The sequence below is a fragment of the Peribacillus sp. CSMR9 genome, from assembly GCF_033141925.1.
Lineage (GTDB): Bacteria > Bacillota > Bacilli > Bacillales > DSM-1321 > Peribacillus > Peribacillus simplex_A.
In genome coordinates this window covers 1-17978 of sequence record NZ_JAOPHO010000067.1, presented here as the reverse complement: position 1 = coordinate 17978, position 17978 = coordinate 1, and the positions used below count along the sequence as shown (strand labels likewise).

Annotated in this window: 15 protein-coding genes and 1 pseudogene; 3 read left to right on the top strand and 13 right to left on the bottom strand. The window is 38.3% G+C overall.

What is annotated here, in order from left to right:
- A partial coding sequence (locus N9I19_RS20620; protein ID WP_317778840.1) for a tyrosine-type recombinase/integrase occupies positions 1-943 on the top strand: 943 nt, incomplete at its 5' end.
- A 118-nt stretch (positions 944-1061) separates the two neighbouring features.
- On the opposite strand, the gene glnA is transcribed toward N9I19_RS20620, so the two are convergent.
- From glnA to hflX, 4 genes are all read right to left on the bottom strand, one after another.
- Positions 1062-2396, bottom strand: a complete 1335-nt coding sequence (gene glnA, locus N9I19_RS20615) for a type I glutamate--ammonia ligase (protein ID WP_317778839.1) — start codon at positions 2394-2396, stop codon at positions 1062-1064.
- 40 nt (positions 2397-2436) lie between these two features.
- A complete protein-coding gene (locus tag N9I19_RS20610) occupies positions 2437-2838 on the bottom strand; it encodes a MerR family transcriptional regulator (protein WP_061462503.1) in 402 nt (133 codons plus the stop codon).
- Between the two features lie 195 nt (positions 2839-3033).
- Positions 3034-4302, bottom strand: a complete 1269-nt coding sequence (locus N9I19_RS20605; protein ID WP_317778838.1) for a methionine gamma-lyase family protein — start codon at positions 4300-4302, stop codon at positions 3034-3036.
- A gap of 12 nt (positions 4303-4314) precedes the next feature.
- Entirely contained in the window at positions 4315-5568 is a 1254-nt protein-coding gene (hflX, locus tag N9I19_RS20600) for a GTPase HflX (protein WP_317778837.1), read from the bottom strand.
- A gap of 164 nt (positions 5569-5732) precedes the next feature.
- Between hflX and N9I19_RS20595 the strand changes: the two genes are divergently transcribed.
- Positions 5733-6341, top strand: a complete 609-nt coding sequence (locus N9I19_RS20595; protein WP_317778836.1) for a trimeric intracellular cation channel family protein — start codon at positions 5733-5735, stop codon at positions 6339-6341.
- Positions 6342-6378: 37 nt separating this feature from the next.
- On the opposite strand, the gene spoVK is transcribed toward N9I19_RS20595, so the two are convergent.
- From spoVK to N9I19_RS20550, 9 genes are all read right to left on the bottom strand, one after another.
- On the bottom strand, positions 6379-7335 hold the full coding sequence (gene spoVK / locus N9I19_RS20590; protein ID WP_061466029.1) for a stage V sporulation protein K: 957 nt from the start codon (positions 7333-7335) through the stop codon (positions 6379-6381).
- Between the two features lie 406 nt (positions 7336-7741).
- Complete coding sequence (gene hfq, locus N9I19_RS20585; protein ID WP_034313436.1) at positions 7742-7975, bottom strand: RNA chaperone Hfq; 234 nt, start codon at positions 7973-7975, stop codon at positions 7742-7744.
- Positions 7976-7978: 3 nt separating this feature from the next.
- Positions 7979-8899 carry a tRNA (adenosine(37)-N6)-dimethylallyltransferase MiaA gene (gene miaA / locus N9I19_RS20580; RefSeq protein WP_411730676.1) on the bottom strand — a complete coding sequence of 307 codons (921 nt, stop codon included), beginning with the start codon at positions 8897-8899 and terminating at the stop codon, positions 7979-7981.
- A 456-nt stretch (positions 8900-9355) separates the two neighbouring features.
- Entirely contained in the window at positions 9356-10687 is a 1332-nt protein-coding gene (locus tag N9I19_RS20575; protein ID WP_317778834.1) for a GHKL domain-containing protein, read from the bottom strand.
- A gap of 555 nt (positions 10688-11242) precedes the next feature.
- A complete protein-coding gene (locus tag N9I19_RS20570; RefSeq protein WP_317778833.1) occupies positions 11243-13180 on the bottom strand; it encodes an ABC transporter permease in 1938 nt (645 codons plus the stop codon).
- The gene (locus N9I19_RS20565) at positions 13158-13934 is read right to left on the bottom strand and encodes an ABC transporter ATP-binding protein (protein WP_317778832.1); all 777 of its coding nucleotides are present in this window, start codon (positions 13932-13934) and stop codon (positions 13158-13160) included. The genes N9I19_RS20570 and N9I19_RS20565 overlap by 23 nt, the downstream gene beginning before the upstream one ends.
- A gap of 98 nt (positions 13935-14032) precedes the next feature.
- On the bottom strand, positions 14033-15094 hold the full coding sequence (locus N9I19_RS20560; protein ID WP_317778831.1) for a sensor histidine kinase: 1062 nt from the start codon (positions 15092-15094) through the stop codon (positions 14033-14035).
- Positions 15091-15798, bottom strand: coding sequence for a response regulator transcription factor (locus N9I19_RS20555; RefSeq protein WP_317778830.1), 708 nt, complete (start codon positions 15796-15798; stop codon positions 15091-15093). The genes N9I19_RS20560 and N9I19_RS20555 overlap by 4 nt, the downstream gene beginning before the upstream one ends.
- Positions 15799-15931: 133 nt before the next feature.
- Positions 15932-16387, bottom strand: coding sequence for an SMI1/KNR4 family protein (locus N9I19_RS20550; RefSeq protein ID WP_061462495.1), 456 nt, complete (start codon positions 16385-16387; stop codon positions 15932-15934).
- Between the two features lie 1430 nt (positions 16388-17817).
- Between N9I19_RS20550 and N9I19_RS20545 the strand changes: the two are divergent.
- Positions 17818-17978, top strand: a pseudogene (locus tag N9I19_RS20545) (DUF1641 domain-containing protein); the annotation flags it as partial.

The following is a 17978-nucleotide window of genomic DNA, read 5'->3' as shown; positions in this document are numbered from 1 at the left end:
ACACGAATGGCTTCATGAATATAAGGAAGGGGCAGTTCGTAAAAACACCTTGGAACTTCACGAGGTAAATATCAAAAACCATATCCTTCCACATTTTAAGAATATTTTATTAAGCGATGTTATGCCTGTTATGTATCAAAAGTTTCTAAATAACATACATGAAGCGGGCTATAGTCGTAGAACGGTAGAAATTATTCACAGTACAATGTCAAACGCTATGAGTAAAGCCGTTACAATTGGGAAAATACAGAAAAACCCTTGTATAGGAGTGACTATCAAAGGGAAACCAAAAGAAAAAGGAATTAAATATTTGGAAAGCGATCAGATTCTTCCCCTCTTTCTACAAACCGCACATCAATATGGCTACAATTATTGGATATTTTTCCGTCTGCTTATCGAAACAGGAATGCGTAAAGGCGAAGCAGCTGCATTGCAATGGACCGATATTGATCTAAAAGAACAAACCATTTGTATTTCAAAAACTCTAGATTTTACAGCTAAATCCAAGCAAGATCTGTTCGGTAATACAAAAACATTTAATTCTAAGCGGGTTATTTCCATTAGCCAGACACTCACTCAAGTACTTCAACATCACCTACGGCATCAAAACCAACATAAGCTAGCCTTGAATGATTTATATCACCATGATCTAAATCTAGTTCTTTGCAGGGATGATGGCAGCTCCATGCCAAAGTCTACCTTATTTAACGCATTCAGCCGCATCTTAAAAAGGGCTGAGTTGCCTTCTCTTCCCATCCATTCCCTCCGTCATACACATGCAGTGCTTCAGCTAGAAGCTGGAGCGGATATGAAATATATTCAGAAAAGATTAGGTCATGGCAGCGTTGCTATAACTTCTGATGTATACGCACATATAAGCAAAAAACTCGAAAAGAAAAACATAGACAAGTTTGAGGAATACACAAAGGGAATAATCGATTAATTTTTTTTGCTGAATTTGGTGGGCAAATGGTGGGCAAATATCCACTTCATTTAAATAACTTAGATTTGCCCACCAAATAAAAAACCCCTGACACCAAAGGTGCCAAGGGTTTGAGATATTAATACATTGACATATATTGTTCGCGTTCCCATGGGTGAACTTGTGTGCGGAACATATCCCACTCGATTTCTTTTGCTTCGATGAAGTGTTCAAGTAAGTGTTCACCGAGTGCTGATTTGATGACTTCATCAGCTTTTAATGTTTCCAATGCAGCATATAAAGTAGCTGGAAGATCAACGATGCCTACTTCTTCACGTTCTTCTTTATTCATAACATAGATGTTGCGATCAACTGGAGCTGGAGGAGTCAAGTCGTTTTTGATGCCGTCAAGTCCAGCTTTCAGTATAACAGCAAGTGCCAGGTATGGGTTTGCTGCTGGATCGACACTACGTACCTCTACGCGAGTACTCACTCCGCGTGAAGCTGGGATACGAATTAATGGGCTGCGGTTTTTAGCAGACCATGCAACATAACAAGGAGCTTCGTAACCAGGAACTAGACGTTTATATGAGTTAACAGTAGGGTTTGTTACCGCAGTGAAGCTTGGGGCATGCTTAATGACACCTGCGATAAATTGCTCAGCTGTTTTACTTAATTCCAATTTTCCTTCTGTATCATAAAATGCATTTTGGTTTCCTTTGAATAATGAAACGTTACAGTGCATACCAGATCCATTAACACCGAACAATGGCTTTGGCATGAAAGTTGCGTGTAAACCATGTTTACGGGCAATCGTCTTTACAACCAATTTAAATGTTTGGATGTTATCACATGCTGAGATTGCATCCGCATATTTAAAGTCAATTTCATGTTGTCCTGGAGCTACTTCATGGTGGGATGCTTCAATTTCAAATCCCATTTCTTCAAGCTCAAGAACGATATCACGACGGCAGTTTTCTCCTAGGTCAGTAGGTGCAAGGTCAAAGTATCCGCCTTTATCATTCAATTCTAGAGTAGGCTCGCCTGCTGCGTCCAGTTTGAATAAGAAGAATTCAGGCTCAGGTCCAAGATTGAAATCTGTGAAGCCCATTTCTCTTGCTTCTGCAAGAACACGTTTTAGGTTAGCACGGGGATCCCCATCAAAAGGTGTTCCATCCGTATTGTAAATATCACAGATCAAACGTGCGACTTTACCTTTTTCGGAAGTCCAAGGGAAGATAACCCATGTATTTAAATCAGGAAATAGGTACATATCAGACTCTTCGATACGGACGAAGCCTTCAATGGAAGATCCGTCAAACATCATTTTATTATCAAGTGCTTTTTCCAATTGACTGACTGGGATTTCAACGTTTTTAATCGTCCCTAAAATGTCGGTAAACTGTAAACGAATGTACTTAACATTTTCTTCTTTCGCTAAACGAGTGATGTCTTCACGTGTGAACTTTGCCAATTTTTATTCCCCCTAATAATCATTCATAAAATCATATTTTTTATTGAAAAAAACGAGACATATCCCCTTGTCGAAGAGATGTTCGATGCTTACTTCCTTGTAAAAGCTCGGCACGCAGAAGCTTGCGAAGCTCCTCATCACTAAGGTCACGTCTTATTTTTTCCGCTTGTTCTAAATCTTGAGTAGGTAAATTCTGTTCCTTTACAGTGAAAATTTTTTTTATGCCGGCCAGATTGACTCCTTGTTCGATTAAGTCTTTAATCTCAAGCAGTCGATCGATATCGTTTAAAGAAAAAACCCGACGATTTCCATCTGTTCTCATAGGAGTAATAAGTTGATGCTCTTCGTAATACCGAATTTGGCGTGCAGACAACTCAGTTAGCTGCATGACGATTCCGATGGAAAAAAGAGGCATAGAACGCCGAATGTTGTTGCCGCTCATTCTTAGCATCCTCCTTTGTTTATCTTAAAATAATCATATACTATGTTATTAAACATGTCAATCTGATGTTACATTTTATGACGTCATTTTTTTCAGAAGAGTTAAATGATTTGTAACTACTCAAATATTACGACTATTGTTTATGGGAGGAATCCATTGATTTGGACTCCCATTACGTAAATTACATATTCTCTTTTACAGTTGAATCAGTTTTTTATCCATCAATGCATTCACAGCGGTCAATACTGCTATTTTAACATGGGCATAGGTCAAGCCGCCTTGAACGTAGGCAACATACGGTGCCCTTGTTGGACCATCTGCCGTCAGTTCAATGCTGGCTCCCTGTATAAAGGTGCCCGCAGCCATGATTACATCGTCTTCATATCCTGGCATATATGCAGGATATGGTGTCACGTGCGAATTGATTGGCGATGCATATTGGATGGCTTGACAGAAGGCAACCATTTTATCCCGGTCATCAAATTGAACAGATTGAATCAAATCTGTACGCTTCGCATCCCATTTAGGATATGTATTCATACCGATTTTTTCTAAAAACGCAGCTGTGAACATGGCTCCTTTTACAGCTTGGCCCACGACATGCGGTGCAAGGAAGAAACCTTGGTACATTTCCTGCAGACTATAAAGGGAAGCACCTGCTTCAGCCCCTATTCCAGGTGATGTTAATCGATAAGAGCACGCTTCAACAAGGCCCTTTTTACCAACAATATATCCACCGGTTTTCACTATCCCGCCACCTGGGTTTTTAATCAGTGAACCAGCCATTAAATCTGCTCCGACATGACATGGCTCTAGTGTTTCAACAAACTCTCCATAGCAATTGTCCACGAACACGACGATTTTCGGATTAATGGCTTTAACAAAGGAAATCATTTCCTTAATCTCTTCAATCGTAAAGGAAGGGCGTGTAGCATACCCTTTTGACCGTTGTATACCGATCATCTTAGTATTTGGTTGAATGGCTTGTTTAACGGCGTCGAAATCAACGGATCCCGCTTCCGCTAATGGAACGGCCTTATAGCTGATTTGAAAATCGCGCAAAGATCCGATACCCGATCCCCTAATACCGACAATCTCTTCCAAAGTATCATACGGCTTTCCAGTTATGTATAACAATTCATCACCCGGGCGCAATATGCCGAACAGTGCAGTGGAGATGGCGTGTGTGCCTGAAATAATTTGCGGGCGTACCAATCCAGCTTCCGCACCAAAAACATCTGCATATATCAATTCAAGCGTATCGCGGCCCGTATCATCATATCCATACCCTGTTGTCGGGATGAAATGGGAATCACTCACCCTATGTGCTTGAAAACTTTGTAATACACGAAATTGATTTTCTTCAATTCGTTCGTCGACTTGCTTATGTAACGGAGAAATCATTGCTTCCACGTCCTGGGCAATGTTTTTCAACACTTCTCCATTTGTTAACTGCTGATACATCAAACTTCCCCTTTATAATGAATATTTCTCAAGCTGCCCGGTTAATGGATGATCAGCTAGACAAAAACCTTTGCATTCATATCTTTCCGATTCTTCATTAAAGGAGAGAGTGCGCAATATGGTTTCATTTTTCAGCTGTGATAATAGTTTACCCTCACTCGACGGCAGGAAAACATAATACGGGACCATTTCTTCAATCACGCATTTTTCAATTTCTTCCATAATTTGATTCAAGTCCGATTGTTCATAGGCACTGATCATTAATGAAGCATGACTGGAAGACCTAACAAAATCAGCATGAATCCGATCTTTCTTATTATACAACGTTAGCTGTGGAATGGAAGGGACTTCTAAGTCATTTAGCAAATCCTGCACCGTTTTCTGATGATTAAAGTAATCTGTACTTGAGGAATCGACCACATGGAGCAATAGGTCAGCTTCTTTCACTTCTTCCAGAGTCGAGCGGAATGCGGCGATTAAAGATGTCGGCAAATCTTGAATGAATCCTACCGTATCCGTCAGCAGCACGGTAAATCCGCTGGGAAGAATCGCTTTTCGTGTCATGGGATCCAGAGTAGCGAATAACTGGTTCTCTTCGAATGAATCCGCCTCCGTCAAACGGTTGAACAGCGTCGATTTACCTGCATTCGTGTATCCCACTAGGGCAATTTGAAAGGTCTTATTACGTTTCCTTCTATCACGATAGCGTTCACGATGCTTGACAATGCCACTTAATTGTTGCTTGATTTCATCTATTTTCCCACGAATGTGGCGACGGTCGCTTTCCAGCTTCGTTTCTCCAGGGCCCCTGGTTCCGATTCCGCCTCCAAGCCTGGACATCGCGGTCCCCTGTCCGACCAAACGCGGTAATAAATATTGGAGCTGAGCAAGTTCAACCTGCAGCTTCCCTTCCCTGGAACGCGCCCGCTGAGCAAATATATCTAATATAAGCTGTGTCCGGTCAATGATCCTTGCCTCCAATTGTTTCGAAAGGTTCCGAATCTGGCTCGGGGATAGTTCATCATTAAAGATAAATAAATCCGGCTCAAGCTCCTCTTCCAGTTTTCGAAGCTCCTCCACTTTTCCTTTTCCTATATATGTAGCTGGATCGACGCTTTCCCTTTTCTGGGTGATGGTCATTAACACCTCACCATTCGCCGTCTTCGCCAATGAAGCCAGCTCATCGAGTGAATATTCAAAACGTTCAGTAGGCTCTGTTGTTTGACACCCAATCAACACGGCCGTTTCCTTTGATGATTCTTCCAAATCATGCACCACCTTCTTGAAGATTTCAGTTAATCATAACAAAAAAATGGACTATATAAAAATTTCCTTAAAACAAAGCTTTTACCGTTTTAAAAATTCCGATAACATGCTAAAATCAAATTTGACTTTACCATCAAAATCGAAAAGACATAGAGGGAATTCATATGACATGGGAAGTATTAAGCATCATAGGTACGATTGCATTCGCCATTAGCGGAACCATCATTGCCATGGAAGAAGAGTATGATATTTTAGGAGTTTATATTTTAGGAATCATAACCGCTTTTGGCGGAGGGGCAATTCGGAACCTGCTGATTGGTGTCCCCGCTTCAACGTTATGGGATCAAAGTTTCTATTTTGCCATCGCTATAGTAACCATCACCATCGTTTTTGTATTCCCTACAAATCTTTCAAGACACTGGGATAGATGGGGAAACCTCAGTGATGCCATTGGCCTTTCTGCCTTTGCCATCCAAGGCGCGATGTATGCCGTGGAACTTAATCATCCAATGAGTGCCATCATTGTATCTGCGGCATTAACCGGGTGCGGAGGCGGGATACTTCGTGACGTACTGGCCGGAAGAAAGCCATTGGTCTTCAGAAAAGAAATCTACGTAGTATGGGCCATCATAGCAGGCTTGGTTTTAGGCAGTGGTGTATTATCCCAGTCTTGGCAGCTTTATTCACTCTTCGCTGTCATTACGATATTGCGAGTCCTTTCTTACACTAATAATTGGCATCTCCCTAATAAAAAATGGGTGCCTAAAACATAAATTTGAAAAGCCCGCCATTTTGGTGGGCTTTTCCATGTCATTCTTTCTCATCATCCTCAAAAATCAAATCTTGGCTGGTTAGGGTCAGTAAATCGGCTTTTTCAAAAGAATCCTCCAGTAAAAGCCGCATCGCCTGTGCCCTGATCGACTTTTCAAGAACATTTCGGATATAACGTCCGTTAGAAAATGAAATCGGTCCCCGGAATGAACGTAATATGATTAAATGTTCTTTTAATTTCCTTTCGGCCTCCCGATTCATTAGATATTCCCTTTCCTGCAGCATCCGATCGGCTATTTCCATTAACTGATCAATCGTATAATCCGGAAAGTCAACAACAAGCGGGAACCTGGAATGTAGGCCAGGATTTAGGCTAAGGAAATAATCCATTTCCCTTGAATATCCAGCAAGGATCAAAATGAATTCGTGTTGACGATCCTCCATGTGCTTGACAAGCGTATCTATGGCTTCTTTACCAAAATCCTTTTCGCCGCCCCTTCCCAAGGAATAGGCTTCATCAATAAATAAGATCCCGCCAATGGCCTTTTTAATTAAATCCCTTGTCTTTTGGGCAGTATGACCAATGTATTCCCCGACCAAATCTGCCCTCTCCGCTTCAATTAAATGCCCTTTCGATAGTACATTCATTTTTTGAAACAACTTACCTATTAAACGTGCAACCGTTGTTTTCCCAGTTCCGGGATTTCCTTTAAACATCATATGCAGCGCTTGCCGGCCAGTCTTCAGCCCCTTTTCCTCACGTTGTTTATTGATGTAAATCCAGGCATATATTTCTTTTATCATCCGTTTCATTTCTTCCATTCCGACCAGCGATTTCAGGTCATCTTCAATCTCTTTCAACGCTACATGCTGGTGGGGGATTTCTTGCACCAAAATTTCTTTTATCGGCAGATCCTTTTGTAGCGCTTTTCTGTTTTCCGCATTAAACACAATATTGATTTGCCCGTTATTTTTCATACGGATCGGTTGTTCCAATGCATTCACCTCTCCATCTTGGACCCCTTACTCCACAATTTCCATTAGATTTATGATGGTAATAGGCATATGTAACATAGCCAAAACTTCCCCATCGGAAAATTCATTATTTCTTTTCGTGAATACCAAAGATTTCAGTTTAATTAGCCATATTCCTTTTCTAACGGCGACTTATTCTGAGAGGATTTTTTCCTAAGAGGTTTTTTTACGACAAGTTTCATTCCCATCCACCAATTATTTATGTGGGATTGTCATTTCCTGCGGTTTCCCGGAAAATAATCCGTCCCTTATATATATTCAAAACAGGTACGTAAAATTATCGATTCTTTGAAAAAGAAACGTACCGTGCATACAAAAAAAACAGGCCGCAATAAGCGAAACCTGTTTTTCACATTCATATATATGATTATTCCTTCACTTCGTAATCAATCTGAACATTACGCTGTGGAGCGAATGTAGAAATCGCATGTTTATAGACTAACTGCTGTTTGCCCTCTGATTCAAATAAAACGGTAAAATTATCGAACCCTTTTACTTGTCCTCTAATCTGGAACCCGTTTAATAAAAATACCGTCACATACGTACCATCTTTCCGTAATTGATTAAGAAACTGATCTTGAATATTTACTGATTGTTTCATGTATTAGTCCTCCTCTTTTCTCTCTAAATTTATGTATTCGCCTTCATTGAAAAGCTTTCCTGCAATAAATCCAGATATTTCATGTATTTTTTTTGGAAAACCCTCGAGATCGGTCATATTAAACCAATTTACATCCATTTTATTCCGAAACCAAGTCAATTGCCTTTTTGCATATCTACGGGAGTTTTGCTTTAAAGTCTCAACCGCTTCATCCAATGAAGCTTTTCCATCAAAAAAATCATAGATTTCTTTATAGCCTATAGCCTGGATTGATTGGCAATCCCTCAAACCTTTTTCGTGAAAGGACTCCACCTCTTGAATCAGCCCTTCTTCTACCATCCCATCAACACGTTGATCGATACGTCGGTACAACTTCTCACGTTCCATTGTCAATCCAATGATGCATGTATCATATTTAAATTCAGTAGGCTGTTCTTTCAGCTGCTCACTCATCGTTTTACCTGTACAATGATAAATCTCAAGTGCTCTGATCACCCTTCTAACATTATTAGGATGAATCCGATTCGCGCTTTCTGGGTCAACGCTGCGTAATTGTTCAAAAACTGGATCGATCCCAAACTCCCTTACCTGTTTTTCGAGTCCATCCCTATAAACAGGGTCTGATGGCGCTTCCGAAAATTGATAATCATGGATGACCGATTGTATGTATAATCCTGTTCCACCGACGATAATTGGGAGTTTACCTCTGCTCTGGATATCCCCGATACAAGCATTAGCGCGCTCCTGGAACTCTGCTGCACTAAATGGTTCATCAGGGTCCTTAATATCAATTAAATAATGGGGAACCCCTTCTGTTTCTTCCCTTTTGATTTTTGCAGTCCCAATATCCATCCCTTTATAAACCTGCATCGAATCTCCGCTGATAATTTCACCATTAAATAACTTTGCCATCTCAATGCTCATCTTAGTCTTGCCAACAGCAGTCGGTCCAATGATAACGAGAAGTTTTCCTTTTTGTTGTTTCACATTCTCACTGCCTTATATGATTTTTTCCTATCTTATCATAATCTCGATGAAAGCAGCTAAACATCTACCCATTATGTCCAATTCAGATTCTTTTATTCACCTCTTTTCCCGGAATAATCGCCATCTTGAAATCCCTTTATTCACATTCAATTGTGACCATTATACCTTCATTTATCCATATAGATCAGCTTTATAATATAGATGAAGTCCCCAGTTCCATTTGCCGCATTAGACCAAGTAATAGCGAAACCAGCTGGGACTAATGGAGAAAAATAAGCATGATAAAGGCCTTTCAACAAATTACAAGATAATCAAAAATAACTAAAAAAGGGTATGATTCCTTCTGCATTTTGAGGAATCATACCTTCCTTATCATTGCGCTTCCCTTTTGATTTACAGTTCACAGCACATTCTTCCATTTACGGGTATCATCATCGTAACGGTCGTTTCTTTTTCAGTGGATTGTACATGAATCTCTCCATCATATCTGTTCACTAAGTCTTTAACGATGAACAATCCTTGTCCGCGAACTTTACCCTTTTGTGCCTTTTTTGTTGAAAATCCGCTGGTGAATATATTCTCCTGATCTAAAGTGGAAATCATTGGCCCGGTGTTCGTGACCATAAACGTATACTTTTGATCATCAGCGTTACATGCAATATTCATTCGGCGTTCTTGCTCGGGCAATTCAATTGTTGCTTCAATTGCATTATCGATAACATTGGATAATAATTTTATCAAATCGATTGTTTTGACCCGATTGAAAGATTTGGGTGAAACATCAATTTCTATATCGATGTTATAATTCTGTGCCGATAGCCTTTTTGTCTCTAATAGGACAGATAAGCCCGGATGAATCACATCCAATTTCATCGATTCTATCGAATGCACTTCTTTTGAAAGGCCAGTTAAATAATCGAGTGCTTTTGCGTTCTCCCCTAATTTAAGCAGTCCATGTATCACCTGAATATGATTGGAAAAATCATGCCTTAATGAGCGGACTGAAGCAATGAGCGATTGAAATTCCGATTGATATGTATCTTCCGTATCCCCCACTTCACGTGTCAGTTCTTTTTGATACCATTTTTGAATGACAAAAAAGGTAAATAGCAACATGATGACAAATCCCCCGTTATAAACAAGGATGGCGATGCTGCTTTTCAATACCTTTCCGTTAATGGCATTAATATCCTCTGCACTCACATCAATGCCCAAAAAACCAATAATGGTGCCATCTTGATTTTTTATTGGCACCCCCACAGTCAAATACTCCCCATATTCCGGATCTTCCAGAATCCCGGTAATAAAGCTTTTACCTTCATACGCCTGTTCGACCTGCTCCGACGGAACAGTACATACACCACCGATAGGAAAATCCCCTTTATGATCTTTAGAAAATCCGGTAATCATAGCTTTAGATACTCTCGGATTATCAACCATGATGGTATAAACATACAATGCCCCGATTTTTTCACGGGCATCCTCTAAATAAGCTTTTATATCCATATATTCCTGGCTATTTACTTGGTTATTAAGAAATCGTTGATATGCCTCTATATCCATTGAGTCAGCAATAGACCTGGCAGTTACCAAGTTTTGATTAGCAACGGATTTTTGCACAGAATTTTTAATGCTTAAATAAGTAGAAAACATATTTAGAAGAATGAAGACAATTAATAAAAGAATGGTCAAATAAAGAAATGCCCTTAACTTTTTATTTTTCATAGGATTAAACTTACCTCGTCTCTAGCAGCTAAAAGTTAACGAACCTTTTATGAGTTTACTATATAAAGGGGAAAAGTAATAGAAAAGAATCTAATATTCACGATAAACATAGGTATACAGCACTATATTTAATCAAGTAATTAACATATTATCCACTTCTTTTTTGATCCTTAACTTTTTAAATTTTAATTTAAGCTAAATTAAATACTTAATATTTCTAGCAAAACATTTTATTACCATATATTTATTATATTAATATAACTTTATATAAGAACACGAAAAAAGAACAGATGCTGATTTCAATATATTAGCCTTGAAATAAATAATTTTACCCTTTATACGAAAATATTACAAGAATGTAAAGGTTTAATCTATAAAATCTAAACAAAATTCATATTTTTATTCAGATGCCATTCAGTTTCATGAAAAAAGCGGATCACTCCCCTTGCAATAGTACGTATTAACTAATTTACCATTTAGGAAAACGGCATTTTAACGAGACATTAATACAAAAAAATGGAATCAGGGCCCCCTGACTCCATTTACATATAGCTTTTATTTAATCGAATTGATGACTGCCCGCTCATACATCTTTTTTGTTACTTGATAATATAGCAGTTGAAAAAGAAAATACGTTCCGATGACCATAGCAGAATAGACGAACAAGTTGGATCCCAATAAATTGCTTAATGCCACATAGGCGATTATGGCATGAATCATCCCTATCAGAAAAGGAGCGAAAAAGAGGATGCGTATTTCCGCACTTAAAATTTGCCGTATTTCTTTTTTTGTCAGTCCCAGTCGATGTAGGGCATGAATTTGGATTTTATTATCTTCTAAATTCGTAAAAACCCGCAGATACATCATGCTTCCTTGGACGATAAAGAATAATAAACTGACAAACAAGCCGATAAAAAGGATCAAAATGCTTTCCTGTTTCATTTCTTGATAAATCGGAGCTCTTGTTTGCAAATGATTATGGTCTGGATTTTTAGACATTTTTTCGATTTTACTTGATGTCTCCATTGATTCTTCCCAATCTTTAATTTCATACCCGCGTACTCTTACCTTTTCTTTTAAAGGCACATTAGCAGTTATTTCATGATACAGCTGATCATCGATCACCATCAGGGTCGTTGCTGATTCTATGGGTGCGACTATCGATTGATTGCGCTGACCAATCATTGTTACCTGTATGGTTTGTTTACCATAGTGAAGCTCCTTTGGTTCTCCCTTTTGGGCGAATTGATAATCCAGTCCTCCATAAGGAAAAATGTATAATGCTTCTTTTCCAGATAATTTTGCTGGATCGATTTTTCGCAATGCAGCCGCATTATTATAATCACTTTCCGAGATTAACAATGACCTATTTTCATTAGATTCTCCCGTTCTCATATCGGGTAACATGTGGATAATGGGGACACCTGTCATATTTACTTCGTAAAGGATCTTGAATCCATCTTCCTTTAATATTTTCTCTACCTCGGATGGTTCAATAACGGAATAAATAGAAGCGTCATTTTCCACCCAGCCAATTGATTGAGGAATGTTACCCATCCCTTGCTTTTTTAAATCTGCACTGAACATGAAAAGTGTTCCTGCAGCTGTCAAAATGACGGCTGTAATGATCGAGGTCAAAAAGAATAACCTGGAATAATCCTTAATATTAAATATCAGGTTTGTTTGAGTAATTAAATTCGTTCCACCATATAAGCTTTTCTTCTTCCGATAAAGCCTGCTGCATAGAGCGACAATACTTTGGCTGAATAAAAAATAGGTGCCGATCAGTACGAAGAATAAAATGGGCATTACTCGAAAAGAATTGTTCAATGACATCGTGCCTGCCAAATAATAAGAAATGCTTAGGCAAACTGCTGATAATGCAATTAACCACTTTGAAACGAAGGGCGTCTTTTTTGGTTTTTGTTTATCTTTTAGTAAATCGACAACCTCTGCATTTCCAATGTGGAACAATGAAAGGAGCGATAATAGCTGAAATAGCAAAATGAAACCAACAATGGTATAAACAAAGGCCTCAGGGACAAAGACAAATGAAATTGGTTGCTCTACAGCCAATAACCAAGAAACTGCCATTAAGAATAATTTTGAGAACAAAAACCCCAAGCCTACTCCGATCAGGATGGATATGAGGGAAACCATCGTTTGCTCCAGGTAAATCAGTTTTCTTAGTTGCGATTTGGACATTCCAAGCAGTGTCAGCAGCCCAAACTCTTTTTTTCGCGGCTGTATAAATGCGGCATTCGAATAAGCGATAAAGAAAACCGAAAATATGATGATCACTATTTCTGCTGCAATGAGTCCCCTACTGATTAGCTGTCCCCCAGGGATATTCGCATGGACCACATCAGGATGAAAGATAAATGATGCGTAAATAAAAAAGATTGAGACGGAAAGGACAATACTAAAAAAATATGCTAGATAACGTTGTCCATTTCCTTGGATATTTCTCTTAGCGAGAAGTCGGATGTTCATGATAGACTCCTCCCAAAACGCTTAACGTATCTAAAACCCTTTGATGGAAGCTCTGTCTCTCCCCTCCGCTATGAACCTCCGAAAAGAACTTGCCATCCTTTATGAATAGAACCCGGTCACAGAAGCTGGCGGCAGTCGGGTCATGAGTGACCATGAGGATGGTTGCTCCCTTTTTCTCCTGAAGTGTCGTGAGGGCATCCATTACCTGCTTGGCAGATTTGGAATCCAAATTACCAGTAGGTTCATCCGCTAAAATAATGGAAGGTTCATGGATCATCGCTCTTGCACAAGCCGTTCGTTGCTGCTGACCTCCGGAAATTTCAAAAGTCCGCTTTTCTAAAATCCCTTCTATACCAAGAAGGTTCGCCAACTGATTTACCCTATTTTCCATTTCCTGCAGTTTATAATGATCTAACGCTAAAGGAAGGAGGATATTTTCGCGAACGGTAAGTGTATCAAGAAGGTTGAAGTCTTGAAAAACAAATCCAATTTCCCTCCTGCGAAACAAAGCCAGGTCCTGATTGTTTAATTCATTAGGGTTTTGATCATTTAGAATGACTTTACCTGTGGTGGGCTTATCAATCGTGGCCATTAAGTTAAGCAGCGTGGTTTTCCCGCTGCCTGATGGACCCATCACTCCGACAAACTCCCCTTTTTGTACATTCATGGTGAAATTATGTAACGCTTTATGAAATAAACTCCCCTGCTTTTGAAAATAAGTTTTGGATAGTTGTTCCGCTTTTAAAATCGACATCCGAAATTACCTCCCTTTCTTACCGTAAGTATAATGAATAAAGCGGGAGGCTCCCATCGAAGTTTATTACATACCGCTTTAACACCCTTACAATTCTGTCACCTTTCATGTAGGGTATTTGTCTTAAAGAGAAATTCCACAGTAGTCCCTTCGGATACAGTCGATTGAATGGTAATGCCATGCCCAAGCCTGTTAACGATTTCCTTCACTAAATATAGTCCCATTCCGGTTGACTCTTGTTGAACTCGCCCGTTCTCTCCAGTAAAAAAAGGATCAAACACCCGTTTTACATCATGTGGGACAATTCCAATTCCCTGATCTGTTATCCTTAGGAAAATCTCCGACTCTTTTTCAACAATGTTGAACGTTATGCTGTCATGCTCTTCCTGCCTTGAATACTTCAGTGCATTAAAGACCACCTGACTAATGGCGAAGTGGAGCCACTTACGATCCGAATGCACATATAAATTCTCAAGCTCCGTATCAAGCTTGGGGTATATGAACCGTTTGATGAACTGTTTTTTTTCCTCGTTAATCACTTGCTTGACTAGATTAATTAAGTCAACCCGTTCCGATTTTACATCCTCCGAAAAACGCTGCAGCCTTGCTCCATGCAATATAATTTCCAGTCCTCTGCGAAATCGATCATTTTCTTCTTCTATCTCTTTAAGATAATCCTTCATCGGCCCATTCGAAAATGTCCTATTGCCTTCTTGAATCAGTAAGGAAATGACTGAAACAGGTGTCTTCATTTGATGAACCCATTGATGAATCAACAGCTCATATTGCTCCTTTTGTTTGATTTGTTCTTGTAATTGTCCAATTGTTACTTTGTTCATTTGTTGAAAAAGCTCCATCCACAACTTTTGTTCATTTGACAGGGGGGCCCTAAAGGCTTCGATATATTCAAACGACAAGCTCGGTTCTTGCTTCATCCTTGCTAATTGATTAAGAAAACGGTAGTGCCTTATGTAATCGGCCGCTAAAAATAGAAGCAACATAAACAACATGAGAATAATTAAATAGAAGATATTTGAAATCGATATGTGATTCCCCGCTTCCAGAACGGCTAATGCATAAGCAATAATAAGCAGGCTTACCAATAGAACGGTATAAAATATAAAATAAAGACGGTCTATAATAAAGGATTTTAGCTTCACTTTTCTTCACCTTGCACTATTTTTAGCCGATATCCTTTTCCCCTGCTGGTTGTTATGGCATGCTTGACGCCAATATCCTCTAGTTTTCTCCGTACTCTAGTGACATTGACAGTCAAAGTATTGTCATCAACAAATGAATCATCATTCCATAGGGCTTCAAGTAAATCTTCACGGGAGACAATGGTGTCATACTGTCGTAGTAAACAACTCAATAATTTTAACTCATTTTGCGTTAACGTTACCTGATTGTGTTGAAATTCAATCATCGCTTTTTCCGTATAAAGGGTTAATCCGTCCATTTGCTTTACTTGTTGGTGAAATGAAGATATTTCTGCATATTCACCATAAACCCTGCGAAGGGCACTCTTTATTTTCGCTAGCACCACTTCCAAATGAAATGGTTTTGTTAAATAATCATCTCCCCCATATTCAATGGCCATGACTTGGTTCATTTCATCTGTCCTTGCAGATGTAAAAATGATGGGAACCTTTGAAACCGTCCTCATTAGTCGGCACCAATGGAAACCATCATAATATGGAAGATTAATATCCAATAAAACCAAATCCGGCCTTATCTCTTGAAACTCCGCAAAGACTTGGTCCAATTGCTTTACTTCAAAAACCTCATACCCATACCTTTTTAAATAATTTACCAAGCTCCCAGCTATCTTGACATCGTCTTCAACCAAAAAGATTTTATACATCTTTTCCTCCTCTTTAAAATAACAATCCTTACTATCACTCTTACATATAATTTCCGTCCCATATCAATCTGCTTTTGAATTTACAATAAAAAACCTTGAATGGCCTGAGCCAATCAAGGGGATGCAAATAAAATTAGATTTCTTCCGGGATTTTCAATCCCTCAATGAAGGATTGAAAACTCTCTGCAACTTTATAAATATTTTCATCCTGGCCTGATGGATCCGAATACCACCCCTGATCCCAGAAGTAGACTCCCTTTTCCTCTTCGTTATTTATCAGTAAAATTTTACCTGCACACGTATCATTACCTATTATAATGCAATTCTTATGTAAGTCTTCCCTGTTTTCTTCATGCCATTTCTGTAAATCCAGTTCTTTATCCTGAAGATCTAATCCATAAAGGACATTTAAGCAAACGAGTGTGTCTAATGCATCTACATAAAACTTACTGTTTTGCACCGCAGTTATGCCGCCATTATGCTTGAGGAGAAATTGTTTATAATCTGCAGGGATTTCAAAACCCACAAATTCCTCAAAATTATTCACTGCTTTTTGTGTCGCTTTACCATATCCAGTAATATTCACCATTCTACCAACTCCATTTCAGATTATTGTAGCAACATACAAAATCAATTCACCACCAGATGATCTTATTCTGTAAGCCTTATTCACTTGCTGATTGCTGTAATAAAAAGGCAAGGTTTTTCTTTATATTTCCTTAGCCAAATGGAACTTTGACTCCATTACAATCTAAACGATTTTTTCAATGGAGATTCCTGAAAAACAAATTATTCCTCAGGACTAAAAAAAATGACACTTTTTAAATACATTAACATAAATTTACTTTCCTTTTCAGTATTTTCTGATATATTTTTCGACAATTTTGTAGCAATCATCTCCACTTAAGAAAATAGCTTTTAAAAAAAAGGGTAATCAGAAGGCAAAATGGTGATTTGAAAGCTTATGTCCCAAAAGGGAAAAATAGAAGAGGTTTGTATATAAATACAAGTATAGGGAAAAGGATAAATATTTCATACTATACACTTGGGCTATTATAATTAAATGAGATTTGAGTTTAAGATATCAAAATTGATGGTTATTTAAAACTTTGGGTAAAAGTAATATAAAATAATCAATTTAGGATAGATGTTTTAATATTTTAGATCGAAGTAAAAGCAAAATTGCAGTATCGCATGGTGGCATGATATCGAGACTAATCGAAAGCTATCCCCAAATACCTGTTCTGCAAATTATTTATTTCCATACCGGCGATACGGGGATACACCATCTTGGATACAATAAAAAAAGGCACCCAACCATCATCTTCAAGGTTGTGCGCCTTTTTTTATTTATGGATTAAATCAACTACAACTCATACAACTTTATAGTCATCATAAGTAATTAATAATCTGCTCATAGAAACTGTCTCAGCGCGAAGCTTATTTTTATCACGACAATAGGCTATTATGGAACTGTTGGGAAGTTTAGCAGTACAATTCCATTTACTATATTTCTCACTATACCTAGAAGATATTTCAATATTCTCTCCACGGATCTTTAACATCCTGCGTTCTACCAAGGGCATCATCTCCAATTCCGATAATATTATTTACCCTAAATCAGATAAAATATTCTTGGACACCATACAAGCATTGCATATTCAAAGATTATGGACATTATAACAAAACAAACATACAGGCAGAATTATAAGTGTCTATATTGATTGTTCATGTCATAACAATCTAAAGTTCAAACCACCCCCTATCAGTATAGTAAATGACAAGGGTTATTTCTAATAAACTTTTTTATTTAAGGTATTATAACCACAATAATCTTAATGTTTTTTTAGAATATTAAGATAAATTAAGAAAGCCACCTACTAACTCTCAATTATAACTAAAAAATTATATTTCTATCACAAAAAATTTATTTGAAATTAAGAGATTAGAGTCGTATGATTAGTAGTATCGGCGGAAAACACATAAAACAAAATAATTAAGTTTAAAGGGGAATTAGATATGGTAGATGTAGCCTCAAAACCTGAACATGAAACACTTAATATTTCTGCAAACCAAGAACAATTGGATATCCTAGATCAGCTTTTAAAGCCCGAGGTTCAGGAATCCTTGAACACTTTAGTTGAGCAGTTACCAAAACTGACTGAATTAGTGAATATTTT

What these genes read in the sequence shown, in the direction of transcription:
- N9I19_RS20550 (WP_061462495.1), bottom strand. Translation starts at nt 16,387, where the DNA reads ATGGTGAATATTACTGGATATGGTAAAGCGACACAAAAAGCAGTGAAT.
- miaA (WP_411730676.1), bottom strand. Translation starts at nt 8,899, where the DNA reads ATGAGCATTGAGATGGCAAAGTTATTTAATGGTGAAATTATCAGCGGA.
- N9I19_RS20605 (WP_317778838.1), bottom strand. Translation starts at nt 4,302, where the DNA reads ATGTATCAGCAGTTAACAAATGGAGAAGTGTTGAAAAACATTGCCCAG.
- N9I19_RS20595 (WP_317778836.1), top strand. Translation starts at nt 5,733, where the DNA reads ATGACATGGGAAGTATTAAGCATCATAGGTACGATTGCATTCGCCATT.
- N9I19_RS20565 (WP_317778832.1), bottom strand. Translation starts at nt 13,934, where the DNA reads ATGTCGATTTTAAAAGCGGAACAACTATCCAAAACTTATTTTCAAAAG.
- hfq (WP_034313436.1), bottom strand. Translation starts at nt 7,975, where the DNA reads ATGAAACAATCAGTAAATATTCAAGATCAGTTTCTTAATCAATTACGG.
- N9I19_RS20570 (WP_317778833.1), bottom strand. Translation starts at nt 13,180, where the DNA reads ATGAACATCCGACTTCTCGCTAAGAGAAATATCCAAGGAAATGGACAA.
- N9I19_RS20610 (WP_061462503.1), bottom strand. Translation starts at nt 2,838, where the DNA reads ATGAGCGGCAACAACATTCGGCGTTCTATGCCTCTTTTTTCCATCGGA.
- N9I19_RS20575 (WP_317778834.1), bottom strand. Translation starts at nt 10,687, where the DNA reads ATGAAAAATAAAAAGTTAAGGGCATTTCTTTATTTGACCATTCTTTTA.
- N9I19_RS20555 (WP_317778830.1), bottom strand. Translation starts at nt 15,798, where the DNA reads ATGTATAAAATCTTTTTGGTTGAAGACGATGTCAAGATAGCTGGGAGC.